Below are 20,551 nucleotides of genomic sequence, written 5' to 3'. Positions count from 1 at the left end.
GGGGTACCCCTATCGCATTGAAAAAGAAGTCCGGAACCAACCGAATGAAAAAAACCAAATATCCTGCCCAGATAAACCGGACGAAACCCAACCCAAAACACACACCCCAAACAACACCCCCAAAAAACAAAAAAACCCCCCCGCACCCCCCAAACCCCCCCCCCCCCGCTTCTTCTTTTCCTGGTTTCGCGGTGTGCGTGCCCTCCGGGTCGATCACCCGTCGTCATTGGTCGGAGCGGGGGACGTCTGCCGCTGTCCGTGGCGAAAGCCGGTTGCGCAGCGTGTTCGGTCCATTGTGGACAGTCGTAGTGCGTTGGGCCGAATGAGCGCATATCACTAGCCACAATGGACAGATGTGCTGACCACAGTGGACACAGGTTCCGAAAAGTGGGACCGTAGAGGACGTGTCCGAATTGAATGCAACAGCCGCCGCACTGCTCGGTCTTCTCCACGACGGTCCCGCCACGGGCGGGCAACTGGTCGCGGGGGCGGGTGAGCGTTTCGGCGCCTTCTTCAGCGTGACCCGCAGCCAGGTGTACCGCGAGCTCCCCGCCTTGTCGAAGGAGGGCCTCGTCCGTCTCGGCAAGCAGGGCCCGCGGTCGAGCCAGCAGTACCTCATCACCGCGGCGGGCAAGAAGGCGTTCAAGACGTGGCTGTCCTCCGAAGCCGGTCCTGACCACCTCCGCAGCCCGCTGATCCTGCGTCTCGTGCACGCCGGCTCGCTGACGGTGAAGCAGCGCTCGACCTTGCTCGAGTCGGCGCGCGCCAGCTACACCCAGCAGCTCGACGAGGCCAAGGCGGCCACCAAGGGCGCCGACGGTCCCTACGCCAAGGCGGTCGCCGAGTTCGCTCAGGCGCAGGCGAAAGCGGCGCTGAAACTGCTGGATTCCATCCCCCAGTCCTGACCCGGACAGGTGCCCACGGCCGGTTCCCCGCAACCGGTCGTGGGTTTTGCCGTAACCTTGGCCGACGTGAGTGATGAGTTCGATGCAGCACTGAAGGACCTGGCCGGCAAGCTGACGCAGATCGAGTCGGTGATGGACCTCGATGCGCTGCGTGCCCAGGTGGCCGAGCTGGAGGAACAGGCGTCCAGCCCGAACCTCTGGGACGACCCCGAAGCGGCGCAGAAGGTCACCAGCCAGTTGTCCCACCGGCAGAGTGAGCTGCGACGCATTTCCGAGCTGCGACAGCGGCTCGACGACCTGGGCGTCCTCTACGAACTGGCCGAGGCCGAGGGCGACTCCGCCAGCGTGGCCGAGTCCGAGTCCGAGCTCACGTCCCTCACCAAGGACATCGACGGGCTCGAGGTCCGCACCCTGCTGTCGGGTGAGTACGACCCGCGGAACGCCGTGGTCACCATCCGGTCCGAAGCGGGTGGCGTCGACGCGGCCGACTGGGCCGAGATGCTGCTCCGGATGTACCTGCGGTGGGCGGAGCGGCACAACTACCCGACGGACGTCTACGACATCTCCTACGCGGAAGAGGCGGGCATCAAGTCCGCCACGTTCAAGGTGAGCGCTCCCTACGTCTACGGCACGCTCTCGGTCGAGCAGGGCACGCACCGGCTGGTGCGCATCTCGCCGTTCGACAACCAGAGCCGCCGCCAGACCTCCTTCGCGCACGTCGAGGTCATGCCCGAGGTCGAGGAGGTCGACCACGTCGACATCCCCGAAAAGGACATCCGCGTCGACGTCTACCGCTCGTCCGGCCCCGGCGGCCAGAGCGTCAACACGACGGACTCGGCGGTGCGGATCACGCACATCCCGACCGGCGTGGTCGTTTCGTGTCAGAACGAAAAGTCGCAGCTGCAGAACAAGGCCGCCGCGATGAAGGTGCTCCAGGCGCGGCTGCTGCAGCGGAAGAAGGAAGAGGAGCGCGCCGAGATGGACGCGCTCAAGGACGGCGGCTCCAGCTGGGGCAACCAGATGCGTTCCTACGTGCTGCACCCGTACCAGATGGTCAAGGATCTGCGGACCGAGTTCGAGGTCGGCAACCCGTCGTCCGTGCTCGACGGCGAGATCGACGGCTTCCTGGAGGCGGGCATCCGCTGGCGCAAGCAGTCCGGAGCCGCGTAACAACCCTGCGTGAGAGACCAAGGGACCTTTGCTGTCACTTTCCGGGAGAGAGTGACAGCAAAGGTCCCTTGCTCGCTTGGCCGCCGGGACCGGGCTACCCGGGCTTAACGACGGGCATGGGTAGTATGCCGAACCGTGATCCGGCTCGAAGAGGTTTCCAAGGTCTACAAGACCTCGACCCGTCCCGCCCTCGAAAGGGTGTCGGTCGAGATCGACAAAGGCGAGTTCGTCTTCCTGATCGGTCCCTCGGGATCCGGGAAGTCGACCTTCCTGCGTCTCCTGCTGCGCGAAGAGGTGCCGAGCAAGGGTCGCGTCATGGTCTCCAACTTCGACGTCGCCAAGCTCGCCCGTCGCCGGGTGCCGCGGCTGCGGCAGACCATCGGCTGCGTGTTCCAGGACTTCCGCCTGCTGTCGAACAAGACCGTCGCCGAAAACGTCGCGTTCGCGCTCGAAGTCATCGGCAAGCCGCGCCCCACGATCCGCAAGGTCGTCCCCGAGGTCCTCGAACTCGTCGGGCTCGACGGCAAGGCCGACCGCCTGCCCAACGAACTCTCCGGTGGTGAGCAGCAGCGTGTCGCGATCGCCCGTGCGTTCGTGAACCGCCCGCTCGTGCTGCTCGCCGACGAACCGACCGGGAACCTGGACCCCGACACCAGCCAGGACATCATGTTGCTGCTGGAGCGGATCAACCGCACCGGCACCACGGTGCTCATGGCCACCCACGACCATTCGATCGTGGACTCGATGCGGCGAAGGGTCGTCGAGCTCCAGCTCGGCAAGGTCATCCGTGACGACGCCCGAGGCGTCTACGGCATCGGCCGCTGACCGGCCCCGCCCTCCTCCGTAACCCACGACTTCCAAGGGACATCAACCCCGATGCGCGCCAGTTTCGTCTTCAGCGAGGTAGTCACCGGCTTGCGCCGGAACGTCACGATGACCATCGCGATGATCCTCACCACCGCGGTCTCCCTCGCCATGCTCGGCTTCGGTCTGCTGGCCGTCGGAACGATCGACAAGATGAAGGCCAACTTCCTCGCCGACGTCGAGGTTTCGGTCTATCTGGTCAACGACATCAGCTCGGGTGACCCGAACTGCTCGCAGTCCGCCTGCCAGTCGCTGCGGCAGAATCTGCAGGCCAACGACGGTGTCGAGTCGGTCGTGTTCGAGAACCGCGAGCAGTCCTACGAGCGGTTCAAGAAGATGTTCGAGAGCCAGCCGGAACTGCTCGCGCTGACCGGGCCGGAGGCGCTGCCCGCGTCGCTCCACGTCAAGCTGAAGAACCCCGAGCGCAGCCAGGCGATCATCCAGGAGTACACCGGCAAACCCGGCGTCAGCAAGGTCGACGACCAGCAGAAGGCACTGGACCGCGTGTTCAACGCGCTCAACGGTGTGCGGAACCTGGCGTTCGGGGCCGCGCTGATCATGGCCATCGCCGCGCTGCTGCTGATCGCCAACACGATCCAGGTGTCGGCGTTCACCCGGCGCACCGAGGTCGGCATCATGCGACTGGTCGGCGCGACCCGGTGGTACACCCAGCTGCCGTTCCTCCTGGAGGCGGTGGTCGCCGGCCTTGTCGGCGCGCTCATCGGTATCGTTTTCCTGGTGCTCACCAAGGTGCTGTTGCTCGACCTGGTGCTCACCGGTGACGTGTTCCCCGCGGTCGGCATGCTCGAATTGCTGTTCCCGGTGGCGCCGATCCTGATCGCCGTCTCGGTCATCATCTCGGCGATCACCGGCTACGTGACGCTGCGTCTGTACGTGCGCCACTAGCCGCCCGATAACCACCTGCCCGAACACAGGAAATCACGTAGAGTCGCCGCTATGCCCAAGGAACGTGGACACAAGGTGATCGTGTCGAACCGCAAGGCTCGCCACGATTACTCCATCCTCGACACCTACGAAGCCGGTCTCGTGCTCGTCGGTACCGAGGTGAAGAGCCTGCGTGAAGGACGGGCATCACTGGCCGACGCGTTCGCCACGGTGGACGACGGCGAGGTCTGGCTGCGCAACGTGCACATCCCGGAGTACGTGCAGGGCACGTGGACGAACCACACGCCGCGGCGCACCCGGAAACTGCTGCTGCACCGCCAGGAGATCGAGAAGCTCATCGGCAAGACCAAGGAGAGCGGCCTTTCCCTGGTCCCGCTGTCGATGTACTTCAAGGACGGCAAGGTCAAGGTCGAGATCGCCTTGGCCAAGGGCAAGAAGTCCTACGACAAGCGGCAGGACATCGCCAAGCGGGACGCGGACCGCACCATCAGCCGGGCCATGGGCCGGGCGCTGAAGGGCCGGTACAACGATTGATCCACGGGCCCGCGTCGGACGCCGAGATCCCCGGCTGGATCTCGGCGCTGGGCATCGACGGGCTCGTGGACATCCACGTGCACTTCCTGCCGAAACCGGTCATGGACAAGGTGTGGGCCTATTTCGACCAGGCCGAGGAGCACTACGGCACGGCCTGGCCGGTGCATTACCGCACGTCGGAAGCGGAGCGGATCGAAACGCTGCGTTCGTTCGGCGTGCGCAAGTTCGCGCCGCTGGTCTATCCGCACAAGCCGGGAATGGCCGAATGGCTGACGTCCTGGGCGCTGGAGTTCGCCGAACGCGTCCCGGACGCCGTCCCGACCGGCACGTTCTACCCCGAGCCGTCCGCGCTGTCCGTTGTGGACGGTGCACTGCGCGCGGGCGCACGCTGTTTCAAGGCACACGTCCAGGTCGGCGCCTACGACCCACGTGACGAACTGCTGGACGGCGTCTGGGGCGCCCTGGCGGACGCGGGTGTCCCGGTGGTCGTCCACTGTGGACACGGTCCGTTGAAGGGCGCTTACACCGGGCTACGGTTGTTCGAAGAGATCCTGGTGCGGCATCCGAACCTGACGCTGGTGCTCGCGCACGCCGGGATGCCGGAGATCGATTTCGCGTTCGAGCTGGCCCGGAAGTATCCGCGCGTGCACCTCGACACCACGATGGTCGGGGTCGAGTTCTCCTTGCGCGGCAACCCGCTCCCGCCGGACTGGACGGATCTGCTGGCGGAGTTCCCGGATCGCGTCGTGTTCGGCACCGACTTCCCCAACATCCCGTACCCGTACGCCACACAGCTGCAGGCGATCGCCGGCTGGGCGGCCGACGATCGCCTGGGTGAGCCTTTCCTGCGGGCGGTGCTGCACGACACCCCCGCGAAACTGCTCAGCGTTTGAGCTGCGCCACTTCGGTGACCGAGACCGCGCGGCCGAGCAGGCGCGTCCCCAGCTCCGTGACCGGGACCTGCTTGCCCGCCAAGAGGAAACCGGCCGTCGCCAGCGCCACCCACGGCGCCGGGCCCTGGGCGAGACCGTCGCTGAGCGGGGCGAAACCGTGCGCGGCCAGCCCGAGCAGGCCACCGGCGATCGCCAGCCCGGCCAGGACGAGCTGAGGCGTCTGCGCGGTCGAGGCCGGGCCGGAGGACTGCGTTTCGAAGCGGGCGAACAGTCGCAGGAGACCGAGGAGCACCAGCCCGCAGGCGCCGAGCCAGGCCGGGACCATCGTCAGCCACAGCACGGAACCCGGTTCGGGGGTTTCGTAACCCAGGCCGTAGACCGCGACACCGGAGACGACGATCAGCGCCGGCATGTGCCACAGGTAGACGCTCATGAACTTCGGGCCGATCCACTTCAGAGCGGCGTCGAGGGCCGGCCGGGCGGCCAGAGCGTTCAGCTGCGGTTTGAAGGCCAGCAGGAGACCGATCTGCCCGATCGCGAGGAACGCCAGCAGCACGGTCGGCGGGCTCATGTTCGAAACCGGCGCACCCGGCATGCCGATCATGCTGGCCGGGTACGGACCGAAGGCGACCATCAGCGCGGTGATGCCGAATCCGGCTGCGGACATGCCCAGCGCGGCGTTGCGGCTCAGCGAGCCGAGACGACCCTGTGCGTAGTGGAAACCGAGCTGGTGCACGGCGACCCAGACGAAGATGGCGTTGGCGAAACCGATCAGGCCCAGGTCGTTGAAGCGGGCGACGTCGACGAGGACGGCGGCGGCCAGCATCACGAGCGGGACCTTGAGGCCCCAGCGGCGGTGCGCGGTCACCATCAGCGGGGTGAGCAGCACGGTGAGCACGTACACGGCCAGGAACCAGAGGAGCTGGGCGGCGATCGCGCCGCCGACCTGCAACGGCTGCTCCGGGATGCCCATCCCGCGCAGGATGTCCGGGACGAACAGCCAGACGGCCACCAGTGGCAGCACCGGGATCATCAGCCGCTTGAGGCGGGCCGCGAGCCAGGAACGGGAACTTTCCGCGCGGCTCAACGAGATCAGGTTCGCCGCGCCGCCGGCGAAGAAGACGAGCGGCATGACCTGGCTGAGCCAGGTGACGACCCACCAGTCCGGGGTCGCGAGGGCGTTCCCGGTGGACAGTTCGCCGTCCGCGTAGGAGAGCACCGGCATACCCCAGTGCTGGACCACGACCGCGAGGATCGCGACCGCTCGGACGATGTCCAGGAACCTGTCCCGGCCCTGTTTCCGGCTTGTGTGCATGGAAAGAAGCCTGGTGCTTTCCATGCCGGGAAACAGCAGTGCGGGCCGCCGTATCGGCCTTCCTGTTTTCGTCCTTCGAAGGTGGAGTTTTCCCTACCCCACACCGTCGGCTTCGGGCTCGGACCGCGGCGCGGGCTCCGGGATCGGTGCCTGGCACAGCCGGAATTCCCAGCAGTCGTCCTCGGCGAGGCCGAGTTCGTAGCGGGTTTCGATCTTCGGCCCGTCGTGCAGATGGACGTGCTTGAGGACGGTGCCCGCGATCGGTTCGGTGTCGCCGAGTTCCTGGACTCGTCCGTCCAGGGGACCGCCGAAGAAACGGGCGCTGTGGGAGGGCCGGTCGGTCATGGGTCCTCCTTGGTTCGGCTCGTCTCTCACCATCAGTCTGCCCATGTTAGGTGAGTGACTGCTTCGCCACCAAGAGCTACTTCAGCGTCCTAAGTAAGTGAGCACCGCGCGGACCCGGCGGTGTTCCACCGAACTCGCTTCGAGGCCGAGCTTCGAGAAGATGTTGCCGATGTGCTTCTCGACCGCGCCGTGCGAGACGACGAGCGAGTTCGCGATGGCGGTGTTCGACAGGCCCTGCGCCATCAGTCCGAGCACCTCGGATTCGCGGGCGGTGAGCGCGTCGAGCGGGTTCTTGCGGCCCCGCGCCATCAGCTGCGCGATGACGTCCGGGTCGATGGCCGTGCCACCGTCGGCGACACGTTTGACCGCGTCCAGGAAATCTCCGACGTCGGCGACGCGTTCCTTGAGCAGGTAACCGACTCCGCCCGCGCCGCCGGACAGCAGCTCGACGGCGTAGCTCTCCTCGACGTACTGGGAAAGCACGAGAACGGGCAGGCCGGGAACGGCTTCACGGGCTCCCAGAGCCGCGCGCAGGCCTTCGTCGGTGAAGGTGGGCGGCATGCGCACGTCGACGATCGCGAGGTCCGGCCGGTGCTCCTTGACCGCGCCGAGCAGGTCGTCGCCGTTGTCCACGGCGGCGACCGTCTCGATGTTCTCGTCGGCGAGCAGGCGGATCACCCCCGCGCGCAACAGCACAGCGTCTTCGGCGATGACAACCCGCATCCTGCCCCCAGGTTCGTGAGTGAACGGCAGGGCCTATTCACTCACGAACCGGTCACCACTGGCACGGCAGGTCCGCGCGAATCACCGTCGGGCCGCCGGGCGGGCTGACGACCGTGATCACGCCGTCGATCGTGGCCGCCCTGTCGGCGAGGCCCGCGAGCCCGCCACCTGGCCGGACTTCGGCGCCGCCGTGCCCGTTGTCGGTGATCTCGACGATCACCATCGATTCGGTGCGCCACACCTTCACACCCGCTTCGGTCGCGCCCGAATGCTTCGCGATGTTCGTCAGCGTCTCGCCGACGATGAAGTACGCCGTCGTCTCGACCGCGGCGGGCGGGCGCGGTTCGACGTCCACCTCCACGTCGACGTGGATCGGGGATTTCGCGGCCTGCGCGGACAACGCCGCGTCGAGGCCGCGGTCGCCGAGCACGGCCGGGTAGATGCCCCGGGCGAGATCGCGCAATTCCGACACCGCCAGCTTGGCGTCGAGATGTGCCTCGTCGATGAGTTCGCGCACGGCGTCCGGGTCCTGGTCGAACTTCGACTTCGCGCGGCCCAGGCTCATCGCGACCGCCACGAGACGCTGCTGGGCGCCGTCGTGCAAATCGCGTTCGATGCGACGGCGTTCGGCCTCGGCGGCGTCGACACCGCGAGCCCGCGACGCCTGCAGCCGCTCGGCCTTCTGCTCCAGCCGCTGGGTGCGGTTCGGGCCGAGCAGGGAGTGGGCGAGGTTGCCGTGCAGCCACCCGATCCACGGGGTCACCCAGATCGCCATCGGCAGCAGCACGATCGACGCGATCGCGATCGGGAGTTCCACGCAGGCGATCGGGAGCGCGACCATCAGGTAGGCGAAGTCGCGCCATGTCGTCGGATCGGTCAGCCGGGTCAGCCAGCGCTTGACCAGCGAAAGCCCTTCGGTGGGGAGGCGCTCGACCGGCTCCAGCGGAGTTTCGAGCATCTTCCGAGCCCAGCCGCGTTCGCGGTCGCCGGACCAGCGGATGAAGTTGGTCGTGGCCATGAGGATCGGGAAGCCGATCCACACCACCGCCGTCCCGATGCCGACCGCCAGGCCCACGATGATCAAGATGAACTGGATCAGCCGGAACACGAAGCTGACGAGCATGTAGACGATCGACCTCAACGGCCTGGGCCGCGGAATGTCGACTTGCCGGATCTGCTGATCGATCGTCATCCGTTCACCGTGCTCATCGTCGGAACCTCGCCCCATGAATCCTCCAGACGACGACGCTGGGCGTGAGTGGGCCCGAGCAACGCCGTGGCCAGCCGGGCATGCAGCCCCGCCAGCGCCTTCGTCAACGCTACCGACAGGGCGGCGCACAACACGCCGAGAGCCGCCCAAGGCAGCGCCGAGACCGTCGAGTCGACGGTGAACCACGCGTGTTCCCAGTTCGGGAAGCGATACTCGCCGCCGGGCAGGAAGCGGTAGTAGATCGGCAGGCCGGCGAGGCCGAGGCTGGTCGACCAGAACACCGTGACCAGCACGAACTCGATGACCCCGAGCGGGAAGAGCAGGAAGAAGTAGCCGAGGTCGCGCCAGGTCGAGGCGTCCTTCAGCCGCGCCTTCCACCGCACGGACTGGCTGCCGGCGGGCAGCGGGAGGTACGGCAGGTCGATGTAGCGGTCGAGCAGCGCGTACACCCGGGCGCGCTCCATCCGGGCCGCGCCGCGGACCGTCAGGATCACCAGCGCGAGGATGGGCAGCCCGATCCAGACGATCGCCGTGCCGATCCCCGCCCAGATGAACGCCATCAGGAGCGCGAAGGCAAGGATGCCCATCGGCAGGTTCATCAGCAGGTAGACCAGCGAGCCGCCGAACGACGGATCGGACCTGCTCAGCTCCCGCTCGGCCGCCAGCGAACTCATGGTCGTGCTCCTCTCCTGGTCGAGGAGACAAGCATCGCGCTCGCGGGCGCCCGCCGACATGGTGCTCACGGGCATCTGCCCGGTGGGGCTAGCCCCACCTGCGGGATTAACCCGGTTGCCGACCGCGTTATGATGTACAGGTTGTGTCCCACCAAGGGGGTGAACGGTTTCGACTTTGGACGTTGAATCAGGAGAAGCGTGCCGGTGCAGGCGAGAGACCACCGTAAGCGTCATCGCAAACCAATAAGCGCCGAGCCTAAGAGCCAGCGCGAGTTCGCTCTTGCTGCCTAAGCAGTAGAGCAACTCTGTCGGTCCGGGGTCGCCTCCGACCCGGTCACCGGCATCAGCTAGGAGGCTTACCGTCACACTCGGCTACGGGGTGTGGTTGGGAATCAAACAGTGGCTGGGCTCGTCACTTCAGCTTGTTCGCGTGACTGAAGGGGCCAAGTAGAGACAGAGCGGACTGCGCACGGAGAAGTCCTGGTGATGCGCCAGAGGACCCGGGTTCAATTCCCGGCACCTCCACTGGTTCGCCGAAGCGGCTCCACCCCTCGCGGGGTGGGGCCGCTTCTGTTTAGTCGCGGAACCGATCAGTCGCCTCCAGCAACGCGGCCAGTACGCCGGGCTCGTCGTACGCGTGCCCGGCGTCCGGAACGATCACCAGTTCCGATCGCGGCCAGGTCTTGTGCAGGTCCCACGCCGAAACCGCGGGCGTGGCGAGGTCGTACCGTCCCTGCACGATCACGCCGGGAATGTCCTTCAAGACGGCGGCGTCCCGGATCAGCTGCCCCTCCTCGAACCACCCGTTGTTCACGAAGTAGTGGTTCTCGATCCGCGCGAACGCCAGCGCGAACTCCGGCACGGCGAACTTCGCCACGAAATCGGGCTGGGGAAGCAGTGTCACCGTCGCGCCCTCCCAGGTACTCCACGCGACAGCGGCCGGGCCGTGCACCTCGGGGTCGGGATCGGCGAGCAGCTTCGCGTACAGCTCGACGGGATCGCCGTCGAGCCCGGCGATCGGCGCCGTGAATTTCTCCCACAGGTCTGGGAAGACGCGCGCCGTGCCACCCCGGTAGTACCAGTCCACTTCGGACGAACGCAGGGTGAAGACCCCGCGCAGCACCAACTCCGAGACGCGTTCCGGGTACTTCTCGGCGTACGCCAAGGCCAGCGTCGACCCCCATGACCCGCCGAAGAGCTGCCACCGCGAGACGTCCAGAGACTCCCGAAGGCGTTCCATGTCGTCGACGAGATGCCAGGTCGTGTTCGACGAAAGATCACCCGACGCCGACGCGTGCGGCAGCGACCGGCCGCACCCGCGCTGGTCGAACAGGACGATCCGATAGGCGGACGGGTCGAACAGCCGTCGGTGCGACGGTGAGCAGCCGCCACCGGGGCCGCCGTGCAGGAACACCACGGGTTTGCCGTCGGGGTTTCCGCATTCTTCCCAGTACACGAGGTTGCCGTCACCGGTGTCCAGGTGACCAGACGCGTGGGGCTCAATCTCCGGATACATGAGCCCATCGTCTGACAAAAGGGCCGGCTTACGCATCGTCGGCGACGGCGTTGGCGCGATCGATCTCGGCCATGTGCTGCTCGGCCCAGGCCCGCAACGCCGCCAGCGGGACCTCCAGCGACAGGCCAGCCTCGGGAACTGCTCCGTCTCGTGACGCCGTTCCTCGACGCCGACCAAGCAGTCTGAATATTTCCCGCAGAAACGTGCGATCCCACGAATGTCGCGACCGAAGCTTTGAAAGATTTCTGTGAATCACGGAGGGTAGCTAAATCAAGGTCGATTTCATCTCGATTCACCCTCAATGGTGATCTTGGTTGGGTGAGGTGTCATGCTGAGTGTCCGACCATGGCTCTCTAACGAAACGACCCCGTGTCGCCGGAGGGCCGGAAGAAGGTGGCAGATGACCTGGGCTAGGCACTCCAGTCGTCCCGATCCCGCAGAAGACCAGAGCCGGATGGCCGGCGTGCGCGCGGAGGAAGAAGTCCGCCTCACCCTGCAGAACGGCAGAGCCGCCAGGACTGTCGCCGGGCATGCCTCGGACGCCATCGACTGTGCGGAACTATTGGCCATGCTCGGTCTCGAGGGAGTCCAGAAGAAGCACGTTCAGCGGACCTGACCCCCGATCCGGGTGGTCAGTTCGGCCGCGGTCAGCCGGACCTCTTCGGCGAGGTCGGGCCAAGTTTCCTCGCAGCCTTCACTGCCTGGGCAAAGGTGGCGGAGGGTCACGCTGATCGCGGCCATCGGCCGTCCGCCGTGGTCGAAGACCGGGCACGCCACCGACGCGAATCCCTCGGTGACGTGGCCGTCTTCGACCGCCCAGCCCAGTCTGCCTTCCGCGTTCAGTGTGCGGCGCAGTTCGGCGAGAGTGCGCGGGCCGCGGCCGGTGCGCAGGACGAACGCCGACGCGGCCGGGAAGAGCGCGCGCACGTGCGGCGACGGCAGGTGGCGCAGTATCGCCCTGCCTGATGCCGTGAGCTGCCCCGGCAGCCGGACGCCGACCTCGGTGACCAGGGTTTCCGGGCGGGTGGGGCGCTCCTTCACCAGGTAGAGCGACTCGTTGCCGTGCAGGACGCCGAGGTGCGCGGTGTGGCCGACCCGATCGGCGAGTTTGCGTAGCAGCGGGACCGCGAGCCGTTCCAGTGGGTCGTGCCGCAGGTAGGCCGAGCCGAGTTCGAAGGCGGCGATGCCGAGGCCGTACCGGCGCTCGGCCGGCAGGTGCGTCACGAAGCCGGCGGCCTCCAGTTCGGCGAGCAGGTGATACGTCGTCGAGCGCGGCAGGCCGAGTTCGCGTGCGATCGCGGCCGCCGACACCGGGCCCGGGCGGGCGGCGAGCGCGCGAAGGATGCCGAGGCCGCGTCTGAGTGCCGGTACCTCGCTGCTGTCACCCACGTCGACCTCCTGATTCGTCCCGCGAGCGGTAGCAAGGGACCTTTGCTACCGCCTGTCTCAACGTTGAGAGAAGCGGTAGCAAAGGTCCCTTGCTCCCGCCGGGTGTGTCTTGAATACCAGACACAACCACCGGTTGGGGCCGCCCACCAGCGGGCATGGCGTTGTCCAATGGGCCTATGCCGGAAACCGTACTTCTGGGGTCCGAACCGCTTCGGCCCGAACAGGTCGTCGCGGTCGCCCGTGACCACTCGCCCGTCGCGGTCAGCGAAGCGGCCGAGAAGAACCTCGCCGCGACGCGGCAGCACATCGACAACCTCTCCCACGCCGAGACGCCGACGTACGGCGTCTCGACGGGCTTCGGCGCGCTCGCCACCAGGCACATCCCGCTGGAGAGCCGCACCGCCCTGCAGCGGTCGCTGATCCGTTCGCACGCGGCGGGTGCGGGGCCGGTCGTCGAGACCGAGGTCGTGCGCGCGCTGATGCTGCTGCGCCTCCGCACCCTCACCAGCGGCTACACCGGCATCCGCCCGGGGACCGCGCAAGCGCTTGCGGCCCTGCTCAACGCCGGGATCACCCCGCTCGTCCACGAGTACGGCTCCCTCGGCTGCTCGGGCGACCTCGCGCCCCTGGCCGCCGTCGCGCTCGCGCTGATGGGGGAGGGCGAGGTCGAGTACAACGGCGAAGTCGTCCAGGCCGGCGTAGCGCTGAAGCACGCTGGGATCGAGCCGGTCGTTCTCGCGGAGAAGGAGGGCCTCGCCCTCACGAACGGGACCGACGGCATGCTCGGCATGCTCCTGCTGGCCGCCGCGGACCTGCGCAAGCTTCTTGACACGGCCGACATCACCGCGGCGATGAGCGTCGAAGCGCTCCTCGGCACCGATCGCGCCTTCGCCGCCGACCTCCAGGCCCTGCGCCCGCACCCCGGACAGGCGCGGAGCGCCCTGCGCATGTGGACGGCGCTGCAGGACTCGAAGATCGTCGAGAGTCACCGCGGCCCGGACTGCAACCGCGTCCAGGACGCGTACTCCCTCCGCTGCGCGCCCCAGGTGCACGGCGGCGCACGCGACAGCCTCACGCACGCCGAACTCGTCGCCGAGCGTGAGCTCCACTCCGCGGTCGACAACCCGGTCGTGCTGTCCGACGGCCGCGTCGAGTCGAACGGCAACTTCCACGGCGCCCCGGTCGCGTACGTGCTCGACTTCCTCGCCATCCCGCTCGCGGACGTCGCCAGCATCGCCGAGCGCCGCACCGACCGGATGCTCGACAAGGCCCGCTCGCACGGCCTGCCGCCCTTCCTCGCGTTCGATCCCGGCGTCGACTCCGGCCACATGATCGCCCAGTACACGCAGGCCGCCGTCGTCAGCGAACTCAAGCGTCTCGCGGTGCCGGCGTCGGTCGACTCGATCCCGAGCAGCGCCATGCAGGAGGACCACGTCTCCATGGGCTGGTCCGCCGCGCGCAAGCTGCGCAAGGCCGTCGAGGGCCTCAACACCGTCCTCGCCGTCGAGCTGCTCACCGCCGCGCGGGCGCTCGACATGCGCGCGCCCTTGGTCCCGTCGCCGATCACCGGCCGGGTCCGGGATCTCGTCCGTACCAAGGTCGAGGGCCCCGGCCCCGACCGTCACCTGGCGCCGGAGATCGCCGCCGCCGAAAAACTCGTCGCGTCGGGTGCCGTCCTCGCCGCGGCCCAACTGGAGGTCTGAGCCCATGACCCGCACGGTCCGTGCCGCCCGAGGTACCACGCTCACCGCGAAGAACTGGCAGACCGAAGCCGCGCTGCGGATGTTCCACAACAACCTCGACCCCGACGTCGCCGAGCGACCGGAGGACCTGGTCGTCTACGGCGGCACCGGCAAGGCCGCCCGCAACTGGGCCAGCTTCGACGCGATCACCCGCGAGCTGACCACTTTGGACGCCGACGAGACGCTGCTCGTCCAGTCCGGCAAGCCGGTCGGCGTGTTCCGCACGCACGAATGGGCGCCGCGCGTGCTCATCGCGAACTCCAACCTCGTCGGCGACTGGGCGACGTGGCCGGAATTCCGCCGCCTGGAAGCGCAAGGCCTGACCATGTACGGCCAGATGACCGCCGGGTCCTGGATCTACATCGGCACGCAGGGAATCCTGCAGGGCACCTACGAAACGTTCGCCGCCGTCGCCAAGAAGCGCTTCGGCGGGACCCTCAAGGGCACGCTCACCGTGACCGCGGGCCTCGGCGGCATGGGCGGCGCGCAGCCGCTGGCCGTCACGATGAACGACGGCGTCGCGCTCGTCATCGAATGCGACCCGCAGCGCGCCCACCGCCGCGTCGAGACCCGCTACCTCGACGAGGTCGCCGACGACCTCGACGACGCGATCCGCCGAGTGGAGGCCGCCAAGAAGGAGAAGCGCGCGCTGTCCGTCGGCGTCGTCGGCAACGCCGCCGAGGTGCTGCCCGAACTGCTGCGCCGCGGCGTCGAGGTCGACATCGTCACCGACCAGACCTCAGCGCACGACCCGCTTTCGTACCTCCCCAAGGGGATCGGCGTCGACGAGTGGCAGGACTACGCGGACAAGAAGCCCGACGAGTTCACCGAACGCGCCCGCGAGTCGATGGCGGAGCACGTCGAGGCGATGCTCGGTTTCCTCGACAAGGGCGCCGAGGTCTTCGACTACGGCAACTCCCTGCGCGGCGAGGCGAAACTCGGCGGCTGCGAGCGCGCGTTCGACTTCCCGGGGTTCGTGCCCGCCTACATCCGGCCGCTGTTCTGCGAGGGCAACGGCCCGTTCCGCTGGGCGGCGCTGTCGGGTGACCCCGAGGACATCGCGGCGACCGACCGCGCGATGCTGGAACTGTTCCCGGAGAACGAATCCCTCGCGCGCTGGATCCGGCTCGCCGGGGAACGCGTCGCCTTCCAGGGGCTTCCGTCGCGGATCTGCTGGCTCGGCTACGGCGAGCGGCATCTGGCGGGCCTGCGCTTCAACGAGATGGTCGCCAGCGGCGAGCTGAAGGCGCCGGTCGTCATCGGCCGCGACCACCTCGACTCGGGCAGCGTCGCCTCGCCGTACCGCGAGACCGAGGGCATGGCCGACGGTTCCGACGCGATCGCCGACTGGCCGTTGCTGAACGCGCTGGTCAACACTTCCTCGGGCGCGAGCTGGGTGTCGATCCACCACGGCGGCGGCGTCGGCATGGGCCGCTCCATCCACGCGGGCCAGGTCAGTGTGGCCGACGGAACCCCGCTGGCCGCGCAGAAACTCGAGCGGGTGCTCACCAACGACCCGGGCATGGGCGTCATCCGGCACGTCGACGCCGGTTACGACCGTGCCGCCGACGTGGCCGGCGAGCGCGGCGTGCGCGTGCCGATGCGGGACGCCGAGTGACCGCGTCCTCGCTGCTGGCGGAGATTTCGGACGTCGGCCGCGACCCGAAGCGCGGCGGCTATTCCCGTCACGCCTTCGACGCGGCCGAAACCGAGCTCCGCGCGTGGTTCGTCGAACGTGCCGGGCGGCTGGGCCTGGGCGTCGAGACCGATCGCAACGGCAACATCTGGGCCTGGTGGGGAACCCCCGGCCCGGACGCGGTCGTCACTGGGAGCCATCTCGACTCGGTGCCCGGCGGTGGCGCCTTCGACGGCCCGCTCGGCGTCGCGAGCGCGCTCGACGCGGTGGAGATCCTGCAGGCCAAGGGTTTCCGCCCCGCCAAGCCGTTCGCCGTCGTGGTCTTCGCCGAGGAGGAAGGCGGCCGGTTCGGTGTGCCCTGCCTCGGCTCACGGTTGCTGACCGGGACCATCGACGCGGACAAGGCACGCGGCCTTCGTGACCCTGACGGCGTCACGTTCGCCGAAGCCGCGGCGAAATCCGGCCTCGATCCCGAACGCGTCGGCAGGGATTCCGAGCGTCTCGGCCTGATCGGACGGTTCCTCGAACTGCACGTCGAGCAGGGACGCGGACTGATCGACCTCGGCTCGCCGGTCGCCGTCGGCAACACGGTGATCGCTCACGGCCGCTGGCGATTCTCCTTCCAGGGAAAGGGAAACCACGCCGGGGCGACGCTGATCGGCGATCGCCGCGACCCGATGATCCCGGCGGCCGAGACCGTCCTCGCCGTGCGGAAGCTGGCGAAGGCGACGTCCGACGCCCGGGCCACGGTCGGCAGGCTCGTCCCGGTCCCGGGTGGGACCAACGTCATCGCGTCCACTGTGGACCTGTGGCTGGACGCGCGGGTGCCGGGCACGGCGACGCCCGAGCTGGTCGCGGAAATCGCGAAGCTGGCCGAAGAGGCTGCAGGTCAGGAAGGGTGCAGGGTTGAGGTCACCAGGGAGTCGTACTCGGACGACGTGATCTTCGACGACGCGCTGCGCCGCGACCTGGGCACTTGGCTGGGGGGACCGCCGGAGCTGCCGACCGGGGCCGGGCACGACGCGGCGATCCTCGCCGGATTCGTCCCGTCCGGGATGCTCTACGTGCGCAATCCGACCGGCATCAGTCATTCCCCGGAAGAGTTCTCCGAGGCCGACGACGTCGACCACGGTGCCCACGCCCTTGCCGACGTCCTGAAAAAACTGTCGACATGACGACATATTGGTGTGAACGGGCCTGGTTGCCGGACGGGATCGCCGATGCCGTCCGGATCGAGGTCGACGGCGGGAAGATCACTTCCGTGACGGCGAACGCGCCTCGCGAAGGAACTGTCCTGAGTGGACTGACCTTACCGGGTTTCGCCAACGGGCACTCACACGCGTTCCATCGCGCGCTGCGCGGCCGGACGCATCACGACCGCGGGACGTTCTGGACGTGGCGCGAGCGGATGTATTCGCTCGCGTCCCGGCTGGAGCCGGACTCGTACTACCGTTTGGCGCGCGGGGTCTACGCCGAGATGGTGCTGGCCGGGTACACGAGTGTCGGAGAGTTCCACTATCTGCACCACGCGCCGGGCGGAAAGCCTTACGCCGAGCCGAACGCGATGGGTGAGGCGCTGCGTGAGGCCGCCGCGGACGCCGGGATCCGGCTCACTCTCCTCGACGCCTGCTATCTGGCGGGTGGTATCGGCATCGAGCCGGACGAGGTGCAGCAGCGCTTCTCCGACGGTTCGGCTGCGAACTGGGCGCAACGAGTCGGCGAAATGCGTGAAGGGGAGACGTTCCGGGTGGGCGGCGCGATCCATTCGGTGCGCGCGGTCCCCGAAGAACAACTGTCCGAAGTGGACAACGGGACGCCCGCGGATCGTCCGCTGCACATCCACCTTTCCGAGCAGCGGGCGGAAAACGAGCAATGTCAAGCGGCTTATCACTGGACGCCGACGGGACTGCTCTGGGACAACGGAGTGCTGGACGAGCGGCTCACCGCGGTGCACGCGACGCACCTGACGGCGGGCGACATCAAATGGCTCGGGGAGGCGCGGAGCCGCGCGTGTTTCTGCCCGACGACCGAGCGGGATCTCGGCGACGGGATCGGCCCGGCGCGGACGCTGCTGGACGCGGGGGTGAGGCTGTCCCTCGGCAGCGACAGCAACGCGGTCGTCGACGCGTTCGAGGAGACCAGGGCGCTGGAACTGAACGAACGGCTCGCGAGTGAGCGGCGCGGCCGGTTCACCGCGGAGGAACTGCTCGCGGCGGCTACGGATCACGGCGCCGTCGGCTGGGACGAAGTCGGCGAGCTGGCTCCGGGAGCGGGCGCGGACCTGGTCACGGTCGGCCTCGGGTCGGTGCGGACCGCCGGGATCGAGCCGTCCGGGGTGGTCTTCGCCGCTTCCGGCGCGGATGTCCGGAACGTCGTCGTCGCCGGGCGCGAGATCGTCCGCGATGGCGCACACCAGCTGATCGACCGGCCGGAAACGGTCTTGGCCAAGGAGATCGAGGCATTGTGGCAGTACTGATCACGGGTATCGGCGAGCTCACCACGAACGACGCCGAGCTGGGCAAGCTCCGCGACGCGGCCGTCGTCGTCGATGGAGAAGCGATCGCGTGGGTCGGCTCGGCGGCGGACGCGCCCGAGGCGGACGAGCGGATCGACGTCGACGGCCGCGCGGTGCTGCCGGGCTGGGTGGACAGCCATACGCACCTCGTGTTCGCGGGAGACCGCACCGCCGAGTTCGAGGCGCGGATGGCCGGGAAGGCGTACAGCGCCGGGGGGATCGCGGTCACCGTCGATGCGACGCGGTCGGCGTCCGACGAGCAGCTGGCGGCGAACCTGCGACGTCACGTCGACGAAGCGGCGAAGCAGGGCACGACCTGCCTGGAGACGAAGACCGGGTACGGGCTCAACGTCGAAGACGAGGCGCGCTCGGCACGGATCGCCGCCGACGTGGCCGACGAGGTCACGTTCCTGGGCGCGCATCTGGTGCCGCCGGGCGCCGACGCGGAATCCTACGTGGACCTGGTGTGCGGCGACATGCTCGACGCCGTCGCGCCGCTCGTGCGGTGGGCGGATGTGTTCTGCGAGACCGGCGCGTTCGACGAGGCGCAGTCCGGGCGGGTGCTGAAGGCGGCGCGGGAACGCGGCCTCGGGCTGCGGGTGCACGGAAACCAGCTGGGGGAGGGGCCCGGTGTGCGGCTCGCTGTCGAGCTGGGGGCGGCGAGTGTCGATCACTGCACGTACCTGAGCGAAGCGGACGTCGAGGCTCTCGCCGCTTCGGACACCGTCGCGACCCTGTTGCCGGCGTGCGACCTGTCGACCCGGCAGCCGTTGGCGCCGGCGCGGCGGCTGCTGGACGCGGGGGCGACTGTCGCGCTGGCCAGCAACGCGAATCCGGGCAGTTCGTACACGACTTCGATGGCGTTCTGCGTAACGACCGCGGTGCTGCAGATGCGGATGACGATCGACGAGGCGGTGTGGTCGGCGACGGCGGGCGGCGCTCGCGCGCTTCGGCGCGACGATGTGGGCTTCGCGCGGCCTGGGGCACGTGCCGACCTTCAGGTGCTGGAGGCGCCTTCGGCGACGCATCTGGCGTACCGGCCCGGAGTGCCGCTGACGGCCGCTGTGTGGCGCCGTGGGGAGCTGCTGACCAGCGTTTTCGCGTCAAAGTGATAGCAAAGGTCCCTTGCTCCCCCTGCGGTCAGGAGGCCTGGTCGAGGGTCTCCTGAACCCGTTCACGCAACGCGGGCGGAAGCTCGTCGAGCAGGTGGGACCACTGCTCGACGCGCTTCTCACTCAGGTGGGTGAGCAGGTCGAGCACCGGCGCCCACAGATCCTCGTCGGCGGCCGCGACCTGCAGGAGACCGCGGAACCGGGCTTCGGAGAGCAGCCCGAGGACGTGATCGATCCGGCTCTTGTCGTCGAGGACGAACGCGATGCGGATCAACGCCTCGTCGCCGATGACGCCGAGAGCCCGGCGCACGGTCGGATCGGGCAGATGTCCGACGAAGCGGCCGACGGTGATCCAGTCCTCGCGGCGCACCAGTTCGCCGGCGACCGCGACGACGGTGTCGAGCGGGATGCGCGCGATGATCGCGCTCGCCCGGCGCGGATCCAATTCGGCCGCGACGTCGGACAGGAACTGCGGCTTCAGGCGCTTCGCGACGTCGACGCCCCTGGAGGCGTCCACGAGTCCGGCGATCCGCGCGCACAGAAGCGGGCCGAAGACCTTCTCGGCGATCTTCGCGAGGATCGGGCTCGGGACGAGCTTGCTCGCCATCGCCATCCGTTCGAGGGCGGCGAGGTTGGCGTCGAACAGGGTGTCCGTGACCTGCTCGCGGAACGCCTGGAGCTCCGCCGCGTCCACGCTCTCCAGGTAGGACAGTCGTTCGGGATCGGTGCCGAGGACGCGGGCGAGCTTGAGGATCTCCGCCTGCGCGGCGAAGTTTCCGGTGGTCACAGGCCCACCACCTTGCGGATGGTGCCGCGCAGGAGGGCGGGTACGTACTTCAGGCCCTCTTCGCCCGCCTCGGCCAAGGCCTTGGCCTGACGGTGGCGCGCGTCGCGCAACGCGTCGGAGAGGTCCTGCTTTTTGTTGTCGGCCAGCGCTTCGATGCCTGCCGGGACAGGACCGCCTAGCTGGCCGGTGAGTGTGCGCTCGGCCATGGTCGATCATCATGCCTCATGAATCGGGCGGAGACCGGATGATCTGGGGACCTTTACTTTCGTCCATGGCGGACGGCTCGGCGCGACTTGTAGCGTCCAGGCCTGTGAA

Annotated in this window: 22 protein-coding genes and 1 other RNA gene; 13 read left to right on the top strand and 10 right to left on the bottom strand. The window is 68.2% G+C overall.

Translation table 11 applies throughout. The features are described from left to right. On the bottom strand, positions 1-217 hold a 217-nt coding region (locus AB0N89_RS30525; protein WP_364211474.1), incomplete at its 3' end, for a hypothetical protein. Between the two features lie 187 nt (positions 218-404). On the opposite strand from AB0N89_RS30525, the gene AB0N89_RS30520 reads away from it, so the two are divergent. The 6 genes from AB0N89_RS30520 (at position 405) to AB0N89_RS30495 (ending at position 5,272) form a co-directional block, all read left to right on the top strand. Beyond that, the gene (locus tag AB0N89_RS30520; protein ID WP_020633847.1) at positions 405-905 is read left to right on the top strand and encodes a helix-turn-helix transcriptional regulator; all 501 of its coding nucleotides are present in this window, start codon (positions 405-407) and stop codon (positions 903-905) included. 66 nt (positions 906-971) lie between these two features. After that, a complete protein-coding gene (gene prfB, locus AB0N89_RS30515) occupies positions 972-2,075 on the top strand; it encodes a peptide chain release factor 2 (protein ID WP_364211471.1) in 1,104 nt (367 codons plus the stop codon). Positions 2,076-2,210: 135 nt separating this feature from the next. Then, positions 2,211-2,900 carry a cell division ATP-binding protein FtsE gene (gene ftsE, locus AB0N89_RS30510; RefSeq protein ID WP_005168409.1) on the top strand — a complete coding sequence of 230 codons (690 nt, stop codon included), beginning with the start codon at positions 2,211-2,213 and terminating at the stop codon, positions 2,898-2,900. Positions 2,901-2,951: 51 nt separating this feature from the next. Further along, a complete protein-coding gene (gene ftsX, locus AB0N89_RS30505; protein WP_364211468.1) occupies positions 2,952-3,845 on the top strand; it encodes a permease-like cell division protein FtsX in 894 nt (297 codons plus the stop codon). A 51-nt stretch (positions 3,846-3,896) separates the two neighbouring features. Beyond that, complete coding sequence (gene smpB / locus AB0N89_RS30500) at positions 3,897-4,379, top strand: SsrA-binding protein SmpB (protein ID WP_034322147.1); 483 nt, start codon at positions 3,897-3,899, stop codon at positions 4,377-4,379. Next, complete coding sequence (locus AB0N89_RS30495; protein ID WP_364211464.1) at positions 4,376-5,272, top strand: amidohydrolase family protein; 897 nt, start codon at positions 4,376-4,378, stop codon at positions 5,270-5,272. Before smpB ends, AB0N89_RS30495 begins: the two co-directional genes overlap by 4 nt. Here the strand turns inward: AB0N89_RS30495 and AB0N89_RS30490 are convergent. The 5 genes from AB0N89_RS30490 to AB0N89_RS30470 all read right to left on the bottom strand — a co-directional run bounded on the left by AB0N89_RS30490 (position 5,262) and on the right by AB0N89_RS30470 (position 9,539). Beyond that, complete coding sequence (locus tag AB0N89_RS30490; RefSeq protein ID WP_364211461.1) at positions 5,262-6,587, bottom strand: acyltransferase; 1,326 nt, start codon at positions 6,585-6,587, stop codon at positions 5,262-5,264. The two genes, AB0N89_RS30495 and AB0N89_RS30490, sit on opposite strands and share 11 nt — an antisense overlap. A 93-nt stretch (positions 6,588-6,680) precedes the next feature. After that, entirely contained in the window at positions 6,681-6,932 is a 252-nt protein-coding gene (locus tag AB0N89_RS30485; RefSeq protein ID WP_364211458.1) for a hypothetical protein, read from the bottom strand. A gap of 81 nt (positions 6,933-7,013) precedes the next feature. Further along, positions 7,014-7,655, bottom strand: coding sequence for a response regulator transcription factor (locus tag AB0N89_RS30480; protein ID WP_364211455.1), 642 nt, complete (start codon positions 7,653-7,655; stop codon positions 7,014-7,016). Between the two features lie 52 nt (positions 7,656-7,707). Continuing rightward, positions 7,708-8,847 carry a sensor domain-containing protein gene (locus tag AB0N89_RS30475; protein WP_364211453.1) on the bottom strand — a complete coding sequence of 380 codons (1,140 nt, stop codon included), beginning with the start codon at positions 8,845-8,847 and terminating at the stop codon, positions 7,708-7,710. Beyond that, the gene (locus AB0N89_RS30470; RefSeq protein ID WP_364211450.1) at positions 8,844-9,539 is read right to left on the bottom strand and encodes a sensor domain-containing protein; all 696 of its coding nucleotides are present in this window, start codon (positions 9,537-9,539) and stop codon (positions 8,844-8,846) included. Before AB0N89_RS30470 ends, AB0N89_RS30475 begins: the two co-directional genes overlap by 4 nt. 155 nt (positions 9,540-9,694) lie before the next feature. On the opposite strand from AB0N89_RS30470, the gene ssrA reads away from it, so the two are divergent. Further along, positions 9,695-10,067: a transfer-messenger RNA gene (gene ssrA, locus AB0N89_RS30465) on the top strand. Between the two features lie 46 nt (positions 10,068-10,113). On the opposite strand, the gene pip is transcribed toward ssrA, so the two are convergent. Next, positions 10,114-11,055, bottom strand: coding sequence for a prolyl aminopeptidase (gene pip, locus AB0N89_RS30460; RefSeq protein WP_364211447.1), 942 nt, complete (start codon positions 11,053-11,055; stop codon positions 10,114-10,116). A 400-nt stretch (positions 11,056-11,455) separates the two neighbouring features. Here pip and AB0N89_RS30455 point away from each other — a divergent pair, with 400 nt between their 5' ends. Then, a complete protein-coding gene (locus AB0N89_RS30455; RefSeq protein ID WP_093936178.1) occupies positions 11,456-11,671 on the top strand; it encodes a hypothetical protein in 216 nt (71 codons plus the stop codon). Here the strand turns inward: AB0N89_RS30455 and AB0N89_RS30450 are convergent. Beyond that, complete coding sequence (locus AB0N89_RS30450; RefSeq protein WP_364211443.1) at positions 11,659-12,444, bottom strand: IclR family transcriptional regulator; 786 nt, start codon at positions 12,442-12,444, stop codon at positions 11,659-11,661. The genes AB0N89_RS30455 and AB0N89_RS30450 overlap by 13 nt on opposite strands. Before the next feature lie 176 nt (positions 12,445-12,620). Here AB0N89_RS30450 and hutH point away from each other — a divergent pair, with 176 nt between their 5' ends. Genes hutH through hutI form a run of 5 tightly spaced genes read left to right on the top strand, consistent with a single transcriptional unit; the run spans position 12,621 to position 19,449 of the window. Further along, entirely contained in the window at positions 12,621-14,147 is a 1,527-nt protein-coding gene (gene hutH, locus AB0N89_RS30445) for a histidine ammonia-lyase (RefSeq protein WP_364211440.1), read from the top strand. A 4-nt stretch (positions 14,148-14,151) separates the two neighbouring features. Further along, the gene (gene hutU, locus AB0N89_RS30440) at positions 14,152-15,804 is read left to right on the top strand and encodes a urocanate hydratase (RefSeq protein ID WP_364211438.1); all 1,653 of its coding nucleotides are present in this window, start codon (positions 14,152-14,154) and stop codon (positions 15,802-15,804) included. After that, positions 15,801-16,997 carry an allantoate amidohydrolase gene (locus AB0N89_RS30435; protein ID WP_364211435.1) on the top strand — a complete coding sequence of 399 codons (1,197 nt, stop codon included), beginning with the start codon at positions 15,801-15,803 and terminating at the stop codon, positions 16,995-16,997. The genes hutU and AB0N89_RS30435 overlap by 4 nt, the downstream gene beginning before the upstream one ends. Beyond that, positions 16,994-18,298, top strand: coding sequence for a formimidoylglutamate deiminase (locus AB0N89_RS30430; protein ID WP_364211432.1), 1,305 nt, complete (start codon positions 16,994-16,996; stop codon positions 18,296-18,298). Before AB0N89_RS30435 ends, AB0N89_RS30430 begins: the two co-directional genes overlap by 4 nt. Continuing rightward, entirely contained in the window at positions 18,286-19,449 is a 1,164-nt protein-coding gene (gene hutI, locus AB0N89_RS30425; protein ID WP_364211429.1) for an imidazolonepropionase, read from the top strand. Before AB0N89_RS30430 ends, hutI begins: the two co-directional genes overlap by 13 nt. Positions 19,450-19,477: 28 nt before the next feature. On the opposite strand, the gene AB0N89_RS30420 is transcribed toward hutI, so the two are convergent. Together AB0N89_RS30420 and AB0N89_RS30415 are read right to left on the bottom strand one after the other, a co-directional pair. Then, positions 19,478-20,236 carry a hypothetical protein gene (locus AB0N89_RS30420; RefSeq protein ID WP_364211426.1) on the bottom strand — a complete coding sequence of 253 codons (759 nt, stop codon included), beginning with the start codon at positions 20,234-20,236 and terminating at the stop codon, positions 19,478-19,480. Further along, on the bottom strand, positions 20,233-20,442 hold the full coding sequence (locus AB0N89_RS30415) for a hypothetical protein (RefSeq protein ID WP_364211423.1): 210 nt from the start codon (positions 20,440-20,442) through the stop codon (positions 20,233-20,235). The genes AB0N89_RS30420 and AB0N89_RS30415 overlap by 4 nt, the downstream gene beginning before the upstream one ends. Positions 20,443-20,551 lie beyond the last annotated feature (109 nt).

Origin of the sequence: Amycolatopsis sp. NPDC089917 (genome assembly GCF_040684635.1) — a bacterium.
Lineage (GTDB): Bacteria > Actinomycetota > Actinomycetes > Mycobacteriales > Pseudonocardiaceae > Amycolatopsis.
Note: the sequence above shows the minus strand (reverse complement) of the source record. Positions and strands in the feature narration are given on the sequence as shown.